We start from the raw sequence: 14,039 nt of genomic DNA on the forward strand, positions 1-14,039 counted from the left end.
ATACCAAGCGATAGCTAAACCAAAATAGACATTACCCTTTCGGGCATATAAAACCCGATAAGTGCGAAACAAAACAAGAAAAAGAGCGTTCTCAAAACAGAGAATACGCTCTTTTCTTGTTTATGGCCATTTAATATTGTCAGAGACTATCAGGCATCAATTATTCCTATATCTTTACCTTTCCAACCAGTTTTTTTCGCGGATGATATTGCATCTATTTTTTTTATTTATTTATATCTCTCTGGGTGGTGTATTATCTCCGTCGGCAATGTTGATGGTGGCAATTGCAGAGTCTTGTATGGCTATCTATGTTAAGGTTAGAGATACAAAATATTTCATATTGCCGTATATTATAACACTTGCCACGTTATTGACGGTCAACATCGGTAATTTGTCTTTAATAGACAGAGTTGAGAATAAGGCAGATCTGATGTATATATTTACTGTCCCGGAATACATCCCCGATGCGGTAATGATCTGGTGCGTAGGTTGTTCAATTTTCTTTTTAGGGTATACTTTTTTTGAAAAGAGGTCGATGCCTTCAGTGGCAGTAAATATTACGCCCAAACAGAGCAATGTAATATTTTATATTATGCTTGGCTTTCTGGTATTTGCCCCATGGATATTTCCTTTGTTATCTTTCCTTGGGAATTTTGCAAAAATATTCGGATTGCTTGCTAATGTGGGCGTGCTATTCTTTGCGAAGCTGTGGGCTTCAACAGATAACAAAAAGTATCGTAATTATGCTATTGTTCTTTTAGTGTTACAAACGTATAATGGTATATTCCATTCATATCTCAGATATGAGATAATAATACCCACCATAGTATTCTCCATCGGTTATTTTGCAGGTAAAAGAAACATTAGTTATTTATTGAGTTATAGAACGCTGCCATTGATCGTTGTGCTAGGTTTGTTTTTTAACGGGTTTACCCAATTAGAGGCATATCGATCAAACTTTGCCGTAGGTATCCAGAATATATATTTTGGAGGCTCTGATGAAGAAGAAGATGCGCCATTAGAAGCATACACAACCACCAAAGATAGAGGTGGTGCATTTGACAGGGCTTCTACGATAGGGCAGATCACCGCTATTCTGAAGTTGGTAAATACCAACGGATTTTACGGCGGCCTTGCCTCAGAGCCATTGGTTGCAGCACTTGTACCCCGAATTTTATGGCCTGAAAAGCCTCGAATTGCAATAGGTCAGTGGTTCGCGATAGAGACAGGCACAGCCTATGTGAGAGAAGGGGAAACAAAAGCAAATAATTCTGTGAACATGACCGTACCTGGAGAGCTTTACCTCGACTTTGGGTGGGTGGGATTAGCGATCGGTTGCTTTTTATTTGGAGGTTTTTTTGTAACGCTCTGGAATTCATCCCAATTTTATATCTCCAATTATAACTTAACAGGTGCAATTTGGGGTGGATATATTCTATTGAATAGCCTTGCGGGGATCAGCGGAGATCTGCAGATCAGTATTACACTTCTATCTTTTTACATCATATTTGTCGTAATAAAAAGGCTATGCGGGCAGTTTGTATAGGACCACTTTGGAGAGGAAGTAACGCAGGCGGCTTGTTTAAGGCGCTTAGCCGGAAGGGTTGCATGATAGAGGTAGTTGATGAGTTTTATTTTATCAGCCTGCAAAGCAAGAATAAGGTGACCAAAATAATGGAGCGCTTTGTGCGCACCCGACAGGTGGCCGAATTTAACGCGAACATTAAGAAAAAAATAGACCTATTTGCTCCAGAGGTGTTACTTGTATATAAGGGAACTTTTGTAACGCCGGATAGTCTGATCTATGCAAAAGAGCGCAATTGCAAATTGGTTCTTTTCTTTCCCGATGTAAGTACTACAGCCCACGGTCCATATATTCCTCAGTGTATTCCTCATTATGAACAGATCTTTACGACCAAGACATTTGGGATGAAAGATATGGGTGAAAAATATGGAGTAAAGAACATGAAGGTTATACCTCATGGTTATGACCCCGAGATACACCGTATAATACCCGTAACGCTAAAAGAACAGGACGTTTATGGTAATGACGCCTCGTTCATAGGCACATGGTCTCCCAAAAAAGAAAAGTGGCTTAGTTATATAAAAGAACAAATACCTGGCATCGATCTGAAGATATGGGGATCACAATGGTTCAAATCAACTTCTGCTATACTAAATGACAGCATACAGGGCAATGAAGTGCTGGGCGATCTCTATGCTATGGCCATTCAATGCTCAAAAATAAACCTGGGTATTCTTTCTGAACAGAGAGAGGGTTCATCTTCAGGCGATCTGATCACATCGCGCACCTTCCATATACCGGGTGCTGGTGGTTTTATGCTGCATGAGCGCAATGAAGAGTCGCTGGCGTGCTTTGAAGAAGACACCGAATCGGGCTTTTTTGATGGGCCGGAAGAGATGGTAACCAAAATAAAATACTACCTGCAGAACGATGAATTGCGCGATAAGGTGCGAATGGCCGGCCATCGCCGCGCACTGGCCGAACACTCATTAGATGCGAGGGCTGAAACGTTGCTGGGCTACCTGAGCAAAATGTAATATCCATTTTATTATCTCTTTAATATCCCTCCATTAGGCAATTGCCGCCAATGTTTATATTTTTGCGCCACTATGGCAAATGAGAATAAGTTGCAGGCCATTATAGGCCACTGCAAAGAATATGGCTTTGTTTTTCAATCGAGTGAAATATATGATGGACTGAGTGCTGTATACGACTATGGTCAGTATGGTGCAGAGTTGAAGAAGAATATCCGCGATTATTGGTGGAGAAGCATGACCCAGATGCAGGATAACATAGTAGGTATTGATGCCGCTATATTCATGCATCCTACGGTTTGGAAAGCCAGCGGACACGTTGATAACTTCAGCGATCCGATGATAGATAATAAAGACAGTCAGAAGCGTTACCGTGTAGATCACCTGATAGAAGGCTATGCAGAAACACTGGATGCTGAAGCAGGCGCAGCTATCATTAAACAAATGGAATTGCTGCTGGAAGCCAATGACTTTGCAGGACTGAAGACTTTAATAGAAGATAAGAAGATCAATTGCGCCATTAGTGGCACCTGCAACTGGACAGATGTTCGCCAGTTCAACCTCATGTTCTCTACAGAAATGGGATCGGTGGCTGATGAAGCAAACGTGGTTTATCTACGTCCGGAAACGGCACAAGGTATATTCGTTAACTTCCTTAATGTGCAGAAGAGTGGCCGTATGAAAATACCTTTCGGTATTGCACAAACGGGTAAAGCGTTTAGAAATGAGATCGTAGCCCGTGGCTTTATCTTCCGTATGCGGGAATTTGAGCAGATGGAAATGCAGTTTTTCGTAAAGCCGGGCACTCAGAAGGAATGGTATGACTACTGGAAGGAAACCCGCATGAAGTGGCACCTGAGTCTGGGTATTGGTGCTGATAAATACAAATTTCACGATCACGTAAAGTTGGCACACTATGCCGACATGGCGTGCGATATAGAGTATGATTTCCCTATGGGCTTTAAGGAAGTAGAAGGGGTGCATAGCCGTACCGACTTCGACCTGAAGCAACACCAGCAGTTCAGCGGTAAAAAGCTGACCTACTTTGATACTGAGATCAACCAGCACTATGTACCATACGTTATTGAAACATCTATAGGACTGGACCGCACGGTAATGATGATACTGAGCGAGGCGTATGTAGAAGAAGACCTGAGTACAGAGGAAAAGCAGGATAGCCGCGTGGTATTGAAATTCCCGCCAATGCTGGCACCGATAAAGCTGGCGGTATTGCCATTGACCAAAAAGGATGGTCTACCTGAACTGGCTAAAGATCTGATCAATGATTGCAAAACACAGTTCAAATGCTTCTATGAAGAGAAAGACAGCATAGGTAAGCGTTACCGCCGTATGGATGCCCTGGGTACTCCTTTCTGCGTAACTATAGATCACCAGACCAAAGAAGATGGTACAGTAACTATCCGCTACCGCGATACAATGCTGCAAGAGCGTATAGCCCTGGCAGATGTAAAGAAGCTGGTAATGGAGAAGATCGCAATGTTCTGATAAGATAATCAGTTTAAATTAGTGAATGGCCGTCTTGTGAAAGGCGGCCATTTTACATATATACAACACCCTTCTTTCCCCTAATTTTATTGACCAGCATACGCGGCGCCACAAAAACAATAAATGCGGCGGCATAAAATGCAGCTACCACAGCTATAACCGGTGAAAAAGCAATAAAGGATATTACTTCAGCAAAAGTGTATTTTTTACTTTTTGAAAACTTGCTGCGGGCACATACCATAGCCACAACGGCCAGTAAAAACCATGGTAGCAGCAAGCCAGAAATGCCGGTAATTGCCGCTGCAATAAATAAACCAATAGACAAAAAAGAACAAATAACGGCAATGGTACTCCTGCGCTCCAGTTTTTCGGCTGATGGTTCCGCGATGTTTTTCGTTTTGACCGTATCTGCAATAATTGTCTGTTCTGACACAGATATAGGAAAAGCCGCCCTGGCCGGTGTGCAGGTTGCAGGCAAGATACAAGCAATAAATGCCAGTATTAATGACAACCGTACCGTATAACGGTAGCAACATAGGTTCGTAGTGATCATAAACCAAATGTAAAAGGTCATAAACACTTTCAATTTGACATAAGTCAAATTCAGATTGCGGTCTATTAGCCCTTTACCATACCTAAACAGGATACAGGGCTGTTTTGTTTACAATAAGTTGATATTCATGTTCTGTGTCATTGATGTAGCAGGTTTACAAATAATGCATTAGTTTTATGACTGCAACAGAACATCTTATACTTAAATTTTAGTTATGGCTCCGGAAAATGTAAATATTATATCGTGGTGGGAAGAACAATCATTCCCTGGTAAAGATTTATTTAAACTGGATGAAGACGGTACCGTTACCCTTACACCTACCGCATTGGTAAAGGAGCGCGAGATAGCGGTGGTCACCATTGATAATGCAGAAACCGTATTGAAGAATCTGCAGGAAAAATTTGAGGAGATGCAGTCGAGAGTGCGGGAAGCGGAGATAGAGTGGATGGCGGCAACTGATAAAAGCAAAATGGCCGATAAGATAGAGCAGCTGAAAGGCCTCATCAATAGCACTGTAGCCATAGGTGATTTTGAAAAGGCAGCCCAGCTCGTTAACGACTGGGAGTCTTCTATAAAAAAAGCATCTGATGAAAATGTTGCTGCAAAGAAGGCTTTGGCAGAACTGGCCGAAAGCCTCGCAGACAGCACTGAGTATAAAGAAACATCACAGGCATTTAAAGATATTACCGAAAAATGGCGCCTGTCGGGCTTCCTGGATAAGAGCCGCAACGACATGTTGTGGAAGCGTATAGAAAACGCACGCAAAAAATTTCAGGACAGGAAACGCGATTTTCATGATGAAGAAGAAAAAGATCTGCTGGTAACACTAGACCTCAAGATAGAAATAGCTGAACTGGCTGAATCGCTGCAAAACTCTGAAGAGTGGAAAAGCGCCACGGAGGCATATCATGAACTAACTGAACGATGGAAGTCGACAGGGCGCACTATACATAAGCGCAATGAAGAATTGTGGCAGCGTATAATGACTGCCAAGAACATATTTTTTGACCGGAAGAAGGCCCACTTTGCACAGATACAGGTAGAGCAGGAAGCCAATCTGATCATTAAACTGGAGCTTGCCGAAAAGGCTGAGGCATTGGCCAACAGTACAGACTGGAGCGCCACAGCCACAGCAATGGGCGCTCTCAAAGAGCAGTGGAGAAACACAGGCCGCGTGCCGCATGAAAAGGCAGATGAGCTCAATAAGCGATTCAATGATTCGGTAGAAACCTTCTTTGATGCGCGCCGCAAACATACCGAGGCAATACGTGTTACACAGGAGCAGAACTACGCATTGAAGTCGGAATTATTACAGAGAGCGGAAGAGATAAAAGATTCTAACCGCTGGGGAGAAACGACGGTAGAAATGAATCGCCTGTTTGACGAGTGGAAGACCATAGGCCCTGTACCGCGTGAACATAACACCACTATATGGGATGCCTTTATGGGTGCGCGTAAACATTTCTTCCAGCGCAAAGATGCCGACAGAGATCAGCGCAAACAACAGTTTGATGCACAGAAAGCGGCCCGCGAAGAACAAGACATTGCCTATAAGAAAGAGCGTGAAGCACAAGAAATAGCATCGCGTAAAACCCGCATAGAACAAGCACACAAAACCATAGAAGCAGCACATACCGAGATAAAGGAAGAAGAGGAAAAGCTGGCCGACTTTAAGAATGCTATTGAGAATATAACACCGGGTAAAAAGGCAGAAGAGCTGCGTACGCACCTGGCAGCACTCATAGAAGAAAGCACTAAACACCTTGATCGCCTGAAAAAGAAAGTGGTGACCGTAACTGAAGACATGAATAAAATAATAGAGAAAGAACAACAGAAAGAAAAGGAAGAAGCCAATGCCGAACAAGCTGCAAGCTAAATACACTTTCTTATAAAATTATAAATGCCCGGCAATGCCGGGCATTTTGGTGACAAGTGGCTGGCCCTTTGTCTGTCTTACACTTAATACCTAATTTTGATAAAAATTGTGCGATATGTCACAGGTAATAGATAACGAATTACAGCGGTACATAACATTACTTAACCTTAGTCAGAAAAAATCTATTCTGGCCGTGATCAAAACTTTTCTTCCGTCAATAGAAAAGAATGAAAGAATAAGCAGGGAGCAATACAATATTGAGATTGCAGAAGCAGAGCAGCGAATGAATGGCGGTGATTTTTTGACACAGGAGGATGTTGAAAAGGAAGTAGCAAAATGGTAAGCCAGTAAAAGTACGGTACGCGCTACCAGTAAGATTTAAGTGATGTCTTGATAAAACACCATTACTCCACCCTGACCAGATAATACTTCTTCGTGGCCTTACTCCTGGTGTTGGGATTAAGAAACTCGGGTGTAAGCTCGCTTACTTTAAACAGATCCCCTTGTAGCAGGGTGGTGTATTTATAGTTATTGCGTTGCAGGTCGGTAATACCCTCTTCCATGGTGAGGATGTATTTTCTGCCGGCAATATCGGGGAGTGAGTCGCTGCCGGTGAGCATGGCCTGAGCGTAAAAGTCGAGGGAGTTTAGTGGGTCGCGGGTCTTGTAGGTGGCTATCTCATTGGCGGGTAGCTTATGCTCCAGTATATACCTGCCGGCTTGCGGCCCTACCTGATAGGTGAGCAGTTGGTAGTAAACAAAATTGGTGAGGAATACGTTAGCTATGATCATGCCTATGGCCGGTATCAACAGTAGTTTGCCGGTGGGCTTAATTACAAAGGCTATGTAACATAAAATGGCAACGCCTGCTATCCACAATATCAATGCGGGAATGCCAGATGGGAAGATATACGTGACCAGGTATAGTACCAGCCCAAAGATGAGTACTACAATGGTCATGAGAAATGGCTGTAATATCTTGAAGATAGCCTTGTATTGTTGTTGATCAAGAAATGCGGCGATAGCTGCCGCAACAATAATAGCAGCCAATGGAAAGGCTACAAATATATAGTGTGGTAGCTGGTATGCCGATGAACCTAAAGCCAGATAAGCCAGTAAAAAGCCACCTGTACTTATCCATTCCTGGTGGGGTTGTAGCCTGAATTTCTGCTTGAAAAGAGTGACTACATTGGCAATGATTACAGGCACTAGTACAAACACCCATGGCAGGAACGACCACAGCATATTCAGCAACAAAAAGCTGATGTCTGCACCATTCTTCCACGGGCTTTCACCTGTTATTCTGCCAAAGCTTTGCGACCAGTAAAAGAACCGCAAGCCCGACACATGTTGCTGACCATTCACTACTTTATCGGGCTGCATATCAAACTGCTGATACAGACCAATACTCATGGGCAATAACACTATGGCTATGATCACAATGCCCAACAGGTAGGCAGGGTTGAAGAACTTCTTCCATTCGCGCTTTAATGCCCAGTCTGTAGCAAAGCTGAACACAGGCACCATCAATGCTATTGGCCCCTTGGTCATCATGCCAAAACCAATGGCTACAAAGCCCAGGTACAGATACTTATAACTGCGGGTCACATCCCACTCTTTTATCAGCCATATACTGGTTACCACCCAGCTAAGCAATATGGTGTCGCAGCGCACATCATTGGTCATCAGGAACATGCCCTGGCAGGTGGCCAGTATAAGTGCGGCTGCGCGAGCGGTATTTTCATTGTAGAGGAGTTTGGTAAGTCTGTAAGTAGCATAGAGTGCCCATAGTGCAAACAAAATAGAGGGGAGCTTGTAGCTAAAATTACTCACCCCGAATATTTTCATGCTCAGCGCACTTATCCATATCAGGAAGGGTGGCTTGTCGAGGTACTCCTGACCGCGGTCGTATAGTTGCAGCCAGTTGTGGCTGCTCAGCATTTCACGGCTCATACTGGCGTACTGCGATGCATCTATATCCATCGTGTCCACCCTTACTGCGATGAAGTAGAGTATGGTAATAACTATAAATATCCAGAATGGAATCTTCGGCATAAGTAAGAAATATATCACGGGGAGGTAATAAAACAACGCATACCCGTCCCGTTTGCAAAAATAGTTGCAATTTTATCGAATGTTGCAATTAAAATATCAGTCTTTCGAACTGGCTTTCCAATATCCGTTTACCACACATAAAGGCACCAAGACCCATCAGCCCACGCTCATTACCTCATTAGGACTGGCAGGAATGACCGGCTATGGCGAGGCTCCGGCCATCAGCTATAACAATGTTACGGTGCCTGATATGATCGCCTCTTTAGAGGCAAAGCGCGGATTGATAGAGCGTTATGCATTGATAGATCCGCAACGTTTCTGGCATTTCCTGCATCACCTTATTCCCGGCCAGCACTTCCTTATTTGCGCCCTCGATATGGCAGGATGGGACCTTTTCGCACAAATGCGCCGTATGCCGCTGTATCACCTGCTGGGCATCAAGTGGGAGAACTTACCCGTTACCGATTACACCATTGGCCTGGATACTGCAGAAAACATGATCGCCAAAGTGCAGGCACACCCCTGGCCTGTTTATAAAGTAAAGGTGGGTGAGCCCAATGATATAGACAAACTGCGCGCCTTGCGCCTGCATACTGATGCCCCCTTTCGGGTAGATGCCAATGAAGGGTGGACATTTGATGAGGCCAAACAATTACTCCCCGAGTTGCAGCAACTGGGCGTAACCCTTGTAGAACAGCCCCTCATCCGCACCGAACTGGAAGCCATGAAGGAGCTTAAAGCACTATCGCCATTACCGCTATATGCCGATGAAAGCTGCCAGACCGAAGATGATGTAAAGAAATGTGCAGAAGGTTTTGACGGCATCAATATAAAGCTGACCAAGTGTGGCGGCATTACCCCCGCTATGCGCATGATCAAAGAAGCCCGTTCTTTAGGCCTACGAGTAATGATGGGCAATATGAATGAGAGCACCGTAGGCACCGCCGCCATTGCTACACTGATGCCACTGCTCGATGAAGCAGATGCAGATGGGCCGCTCCTGTTGAAACAAGATCTTGCCGAAGGCCTTACTTACGACAATGGCCATATAAAACTCGCCAACCGTGCCGGGTTGGGCGTGAGGTTTACGGGGTTGAGGGATAATTAAATTAAAAAAGGGTGCCTCTTATTCAGAAGCACCCCGGGTAAAGACGTCTCTCGTTCTAAACCCTCAAAAATTATCCTTTCACAAAACGCACCACATGCGTATTGATACCATCATTGTATTGAATAAGGTAAATACCCGCCTGCAATGCGCTTACATCTATTGCATTGGTGTTAGCTATTCCTCCTGCCGCCAGCAATGTTCTGCCGGTCACATCTACTATCTGTAATGATGCGTTGCCATTTACTATGCCGTTTACCTGCACGGTAAGTGTATTGCTTACAGGGTTAGGGTACACACTAAGCAATGCTTCCTGCGCTTCGGTAACATCGTTGATACCCACACTTGTCGTGAATTTCTTATTTACCCATGCAGAGAATGAACCGGCTCCGCAGCTGTCACGCACATGTGCATAATAAATAGTGCCCGCAAGCAGTCCCGATGCATTGGCGCTGGTAGCTGTAGTGTTAGTGCCTGACGTAGTTGGTGATGCCACAGTAGTATTAACTATATACTGGTATCCTGCCGATCCTGTTACAGCTGTCCAGGCCATATGTGCTGTAGTGCCCGTAATAGATGATAGTGTTAATCCGGTAACCGTATCGCAGGTGGCAACTGAACCTACCAGATTTACATTGTAGTCTTCAGTTTCTCCCCAGTCAAATGATCCCGTAGCATCAGCCGTACACGGTGTGGCATTGGTGGAACCAAGTGTCCATGTATAATTATCGTCTTCAAATACCATTACGCGCATCCTGGTAACACCTGCTGCTGCGGTAGTTGGTATGGCTACGGTAGCAGTTGCCGGGTTAGGTATGGTACCTGCGCCGTTGATGGTATATTGCAATATTCTTTCGCCGGCATCAGTAAAATCATTATTATGATTAAAATCTATGTACACCGCAACAAAGTGTATCGTTGTTCCTCCGTCGTGTGTTATTGACAATAGGTAGCTGCTGCCTTTGGTAAGATTAGGCGCTGTTATAGTGTTGTAATAAGCATAGTGCGCTCCGGCATATTGTGTGCTCCCGCTGGTATTATTCAGCGTACCCAGGGTAACATTGGATATATGATGATCTACGGCAAATCCTGCGGCATCATCATAACCGGCAGCGCAATAGGGAGAAGGAGAGGTGATCTGTCCGCACACAACCTGGGATAATAGCATAGATCCCGCCAACAACAAAAGGTGTAATTTTCTCATCTGAACTGTTTGTTTTAAATCAATTGGTTTTAAAAATTATAAGATGTTTTCCCCGATACAAATTTTCAGGTCGGGCAAATGTATCTTTACACCGCGCTGTATTCCTAATATAGATGGGGTACAATAAGGGGTACAATGTCTTTTTTAATAACTTTTGGTTATTAATAGACGCCAAAGAATCTGCGAAGGCTCGTCTTTTCGTTTTAATTTCACTTTTCTGTTTAGATCGAATAGTATTTTCAGACTACACGCAATGACGTCATTCTGCCGGGTACGCCCTATATTTTTACTCATTTGTTTACTAATGGTTCTGTTTTCCTGCAAAGAAAATGGTAGCACACGCAAGGGCGTGGCACCTATTCGTCTCGCAGATTTTGATACATCGAGTCCTGTAAAAACGTATGAAAAGATCAGGACGCATAACAAGAAAGAGATAGATAGTTTTTATATGCGTTTGGGTGCAGTACTCACTGAGCAGAACAGATACCCCGAATTATTGAAACACCTGGATTATTACCAAAAGCTAAACGGACTAGATCAATACTCGGTAGCGTTTATATTAAAGGGAAGAGGATATGCCTATAACTATGTTGCGGAGTATGATTCGGCGAATTCATGTTTTCAGGATGCCGCTGCCATTTATTCAAAACTGGGTGCGCAACGTGAATTGGCAGATGTATGGGCCGGGCTCGGCACCAATTACCATTATAAGGCAGACTATGATGCTGCATTCTCCTGCAGATATAAGGCATTGAAAATATACGAGCAACTGAAAGATACATTGGGGGTGATGCATATGAAGTGCGAAATGCCTATAGATTACTATTATCAGAAAGATTATACTAAGGCAATAGATACAGCACTAAGTTGCCTGAAGTACTACAAAGCCAGCGGCGATGAATATATGACCGCATATATGCAAACCATATTGGCTACCTGCTATTTCGCCACAGATAAGTTCGACAGTTCGCTTACCTATTCTTATGCTTCATTGGTTATAAGGCGTAAAAGCGGTAAGGCCCGCGAGCTGGGAGAAAGCCTGAATAATTTATCGCTGGCATATATGGGGCTTAAGAAATGGGACAGTGCCATAGCCAACCTCAAAGAATCGCTACTGCTGATGCAGCAGGCGGGCGATATACGACAGATAACTATCATCAAACAGAACCTCGCCAATTGTATATGGAAAACCGGCAATAAGCCTGAGGCTGAAAAGCTGCTGAACGAGGCCATTGAAGACGCGCTCAAAAGCAGGCAAAAAGATGCTATTGCCAATGGCTACAGAAAGCTATATACCTTCTACAGAGATGAGCGCGATTTTGAAAATGCACTCACCTACTATCAGAAATACAAAACATGGAAAGATTCTATGTTTAACGAAGAGAAGGTAAAAACAATAGCAGATATCAACGTTAAGTATGAGACAGAAAAGAAAGAAGAAGAGATCGTCCGGCTCAACGAATTGCGGCACATAGACAAGATCAAGAAGATAGCTTACCTCGTTTTTTCGGTGCTGATACTTATTAGTGCTGCGCTGGCTATTCTTTTCCTCACCAACAGAAACCGCAAGAACAGACTACTGATAGAAAAGGTAAAGCTGGAGCTGGAGGCTAATGAGAAAGACCTGAAGAACTTTACAGAAAACATCATTGCTAAAAATAAGTTTATAGAAGAACTGGAAGTAAAGCTTACGGCCATTGCGGCGACCGCCAGTCAGCAGGAAGAAAATGAACAATTAAGTGAACTCTATCAGTTAAAAATACTGACGGAAGACGATTGGGTACAATTCAAGATCAAGTTCGACAAAGTATACCCAGGCTTTATAAACCGGCTAAGGCAGAGCTACCCCGAACTAGCCGCAGGAGATCAACGCCAGTTTTTACTGATAAAACTAAATATCGACAATAAAGAATGTGCGGGTATGCTGGGCATTTCTGCGGAGAGTGTAAAGAAAAACAGGTACCGACTGAAGAAAAAATTCAACCTCACCGAAGAGGATAACCTTGATCAGTTCGTGCACAGTTTTTAATAAATTGCGGTAACGAACCACGATCACCATGATACAATTCTACTCGCCCGAACATGAAGTCTATAAACTCGCAAAAGCGGAAAAGCGCGGCGAGACAAAACAACCAGGCGCAATGCAGGGAGTAAAGGCCTGGATGCAACAAAAGTGGGGGCTGAATGTAGTGTATATACATATACAAGAGAGTACTCCTCAGGTGCTCCACCTCATCTTCGACAACGGAAAGGATTATCAACGATGGTGGAAAATTTCGAAGGGGTCCTTATTCAGAAGATCCGGAGAAAAGTTATTGAGCAGAAAGTACAAAGACCTGTTGGATAAAACCGGAGATAATGCAATGTTGCAAAAGATTTCGGGTAAAAAATTGGCTTTCCCATCGCATAGTTTTTCCAGTGTTGCTATGCAGGAGGCACAAAGCAATATTCCGCCGGAACAACTTGCTGCACTACGGGCAAAGTACACCGGCCCCGATGTTTGGGAACTACATTTTCCTGGAAATGATATACGTGTCTTTTTCTTTACTGAACAACAGAAGGCGGCAAACACAGGCAACGCTGACTACGAACAATTACTCAAAGAATACTATGATCTTTTGAAACCCTATGATGAGTTCAACTACTTTCATTGGGAGGAAATGAAACTGATATTAGATAGCAAAGAGAATTTTGATAACAGATACCAGGGCAACTGGTACTACTATTATAAATAGAGTACGGTTGCGTACCTTCATTTTCCAAATCTCCCTCCATGTTGCAGATCACCGGAATACATCATGTGGCTATCATTTGTTCTGATTATGAGCGATCTAAGAGCTTCTATACCGAGGTGCTTGGGTTAACCGTGCTGGCAGAGGTTTTTAGAGAAGAGCGACAATCTTATAAGCTGGACCTGGCATTGAACGGACAATATGTAATAGAGTTATTTTCTTTCCCTCACCCTCCTGCCCGCGTTTCCCGGCCAGAGGCGGCAGGCCTCAGACATCTGGCGTGGCAGGTGGCTGATATTGATGTCACTGTGCAGCACCTGGCAGCATACAACATAGCCGCCGAACCGATACGTGTAGATGAATATACCGGCAAGCGATTCACCTTCATTGCCGACCCCGACAACCTGCCCATTGAGTTCTATGAACTGTAACAGCACAAAAGTTTACATA

General features: G+C 43.8%; 12 protein-coding genes. 9 read left to right on the forward strand and 3 right to left on the reverse strand.

All coding sequences use genetic code 11. From position 1 onward, the window contains the following. Positions 1 to 202 precede the first annotated feature (202 nt). From CJD36_RS09510 to CJD36_RS09520, 3 genes are all read left to right on the forward strand, one after another. The gene (locus tag CJD36_RS09510) at positions 203 to 1,546 is read left to right on the forward strand and encodes a hypothetical protein (protein ID WP_105038894.1); all 1,344 of its coding nucleotides are present in this window, start codon (positions 203 to 205) and stop codon (positions 1,544 to 1,546) included. After that, complete coding sequence (locus tag CJD36_RS09515) at positions 1,528 to 2,562, forward strand: CgeB family protein (protein ID WP_105038895.1); 1,035 nt, start codon at positions 1,528 to 1,530, stop codon at positions 2,560 to 2,562. Before CJD36_RS09510 ends, CJD36_RS09515 begins: the two co-directional genes overlap by 19 nt. 72 nt (positions 2,563 to 2,634) lie before the next feature. Further along, positions 2,635 to 4,065 carry a glycine--tRNA ligase gene (locus CJD36_RS09520; RefSeq protein WP_105038896.1) on the forward strand — a complete coding sequence of 477 codons (1,431 nt, stop codon included), beginning with the start codon at positions 2,635 to 2,637 and terminating at the stop codon, positions 4,063 to 4,065. Positions 4,066 to 4,117: 52 nt separating this feature from the next. On the opposite strand, the gene CJD36_RS22980 is transcribed toward CJD36_RS09520, so the two are convergent. Continuing rightward, on the reverse strand, positions 4,118 to 4,618 hold the full coding sequence (locus CJD36_RS22980) for a hypothetical protein (protein WP_133162575.1): 501 nt from the start codon (positions 4,616 to 4,618) through the stop codon (positions 4,118 to 4,120). 214 nt (positions 4,619 to 4,832) lie between these two features. Between CJD36_RS22980 and CJD36_RS09535 the strand changes: the two genes are divergently transcribed. Continuing rightward, complete coding sequence (locus CJD36_RS09535) at positions 4,833 to 6,494, forward strand: DUF349 domain-containing protein (RefSeq protein WP_105038899.1); 1,662 nt, start codon at positions 4,833 to 4,835, stop codon at positions 6,492 to 6,494. Between the two features lie 115 nt (positions 6,495 to 6,609). Next, on the forward strand, positions 6,610 to 6,837 hold the full coding sequence (locus CJD36_RS09540; RefSeq protein WP_105038900.1) for a hypothetical protein: 228 nt from the start codon (positions 6,610 to 6,612) through the stop codon (positions 6,835 to 6,837). Positions 6,838 to 6,898: 61 nt separating this feature from the next. On the opposite strand, the gene CJD36_RS09545 is transcribed toward CJD36_RS09540, so the two are convergent. After that, the gene (locus CJD36_RS09545; RefSeq protein WP_105038901.1) at positions 6,899 to 8,548 is read right to left on the reverse strand and encodes an ArnT family glycosyltransferase; all 1,650 of its coding nucleotides are present in this window, start codon (positions 8,546 to 8,548) and stop codon (positions 6,899 to 6,901) included. 79 nt (positions 8,549 to 8,627) lie between these two features. Here CJD36_RS09545 and CJD36_RS09550 point away from each other — a divergent pair, with 79 nt between their 5' ends. Continuing rightward, positions 8,628 to 9,656 (forward strand): dipeptide epimerase, encoded by a 1,029-nt coding sequence (locus tag CJD36_RS09550; protein ID WP_105038902.1) that lies wholly within the window; start codon positions 8,628 to 8,630, stop codon positions 9,654 to 9,656. A 70-nt stretch (positions 9,657 to 9,726) separates the two neighbouring features. Here CJD36_RS09550 and CJD36_RS09555 read toward each other — a convergent pair whose 3' ends face one another. After that, the gene (locus CJD36_RS09555; protein WP_105038903.1) at positions 9,727 to 10,857 is read right to left on the reverse strand and encodes a GEVED domain-containing protein; all 1,131 of its coding nucleotides are present in this window, start codon (positions 10,855 to 10,857) and stop codon (positions 9,727 to 9,729) included. 304 nt (positions 10,858 to 11,161) lie between these two features. On the opposite strand from CJD36_RS09555, the gene CJD36_RS09560 reads away from it, so the two are divergent. Genes CJD36_RS09560 through gloA2 form a run of 3 tightly spaced genes read left to right on the forward strand, consistent with a single transcriptional unit; the run spans position 11,162 to position 14,020 of the window. Further along, positions 11,162 to 12,886, forward strand: coding sequence for a tetratricopeptide repeat protein (locus CJD36_RS09560; protein WP_105038904.1), 1,725 nt, complete (start codon positions 11,162 to 11,164; stop codon positions 12,884 to 12,886). Positions 12,887 to 12,914: 28 nt separating this feature from the next. Beyond that, positions 12,915 to 13,592 carry a hypothetical protein gene (locus tag CJD36_RS09565; protein ID WP_105038905.1) on the forward strand — a complete coding sequence of 226 codons (678 nt, stop codon included), beginning with the start codon at positions 12,915 to 12,917 and terminating at the stop codon, positions 13,590 to 13,592. Between the two features lie 38 nt (positions 13,593 to 13,630). After that, positions 13,631 to 14,020: an SMU1112c/YaeR family gloxylase I-like metalloprotein gene (gene gloA2, locus CJD36_RS09570; protein ID WP_105038906.1), complete on the forward strand. Its 390-nt coding sequence runs from the start codon at positions 13,631 to 13,633 to the stop codon at positions 14,018 to 14,020. Positions 14,021 to 14,039 lie beyond the last annotated feature (19 nt).

It is taken from the genome of Flavipsychrobacter stenotrophus, assembly GCF_002954265.1.
GTDB lineage: Bacteria > Bacteroidota > Bacteroidia > Chitinophagales > Chitinophagaceae > Flavipsychrobacter > Flavipsychrobacter stenotrophus.

What these genes read in the sequence shown, in the direction of transcription:
- CJD36_RS09510 (WP_105038894.1), top strand. Translation starts at nt 203, where the DNA reads ATGATATTGCATCTATTTTTTTTATTTATTTATATCTCTCTGGGTGGT.
- CJD36_RS09515 (WP_105038895.1), top strand. Translation starts at nt 1,528, where the DNA reads ATGCGGGCAGTTTGTATAGGACCACTTTGGAGAGGAAGTAACGCAGGC.
- CJD36_RS09520 (WP_105038896.1), top strand. Translation starts at nt 2,635, where the DNA reads ATGGCAAATGAGAATAAGTTGCAGGCCATTATAGGCCACTGCAAAGAA.
- CJD36_RS22980 (WP_133162575.1), bottom strand. Translation starts at nt 4,618, where the DNA reads ATGATCACTACGAACCTATGTTGCTACCGTTATACGGTACGGTTGTCA.
- CJD36_RS09535 (WP_105038899.1), top strand. Translation starts at nt 4,833, where the DNA reads ATGGCTCCGGAAAATGTAAATATTATATCGTGGTGGGAAGAACAATCA.
- CJD36_RS09540 (WP_105038900.1), top strand. Translation starts at nt 6,610, where the DNA reads ATGTCACAGGTAATAGATAACGAATTACAGCGGTACATAACATTACTT.
- CJD36_RS09545 (WP_105038901.1), bottom strand. Translation starts at nt 8,548, where the DNA reads ATGCCGAAGATTCCATTCTGGATATTTATAGTTATTACCATACTCTAC.
- CJD36_RS09550 (WP_105038902.1), top strand. Translation starts at nt 8,628, where the DNA reads ATGTTGCAATTAAAATATCAGTCTTTCGAACTGGCTTTCCAATATCCG.
- CJD36_RS09555 (WP_105038903.1), bottom strand. Translation starts at nt 10,857, where the DNA reads ATGAGAAAATTACACCTTTTGTTGTTGGCGGGATCTATGCTATTATCC.
- CJD36_RS09560 (WP_105038904.1), top strand. Translation starts at nt 11,162, where the DNA reads ATGGTTCTGTTTTCCTGCAAAGAAAATGGTAGCACACGCAAGGGCGTG.
- CJD36_RS09565 (WP_105038905.1), top strand. Translation starts at nt 12,915, where the DNA reads ATGATACAATTCTACTCGCCCGAACATGAAGTCTATAAACTCGCAAAA.
- gloA2 (WP_105038906.1), top strand. Translation starts at nt 13,631, where the DNA reads ATGTTGCAGATCACCGGAATACATCATGTGGCTATCATTTGTTCTGAT.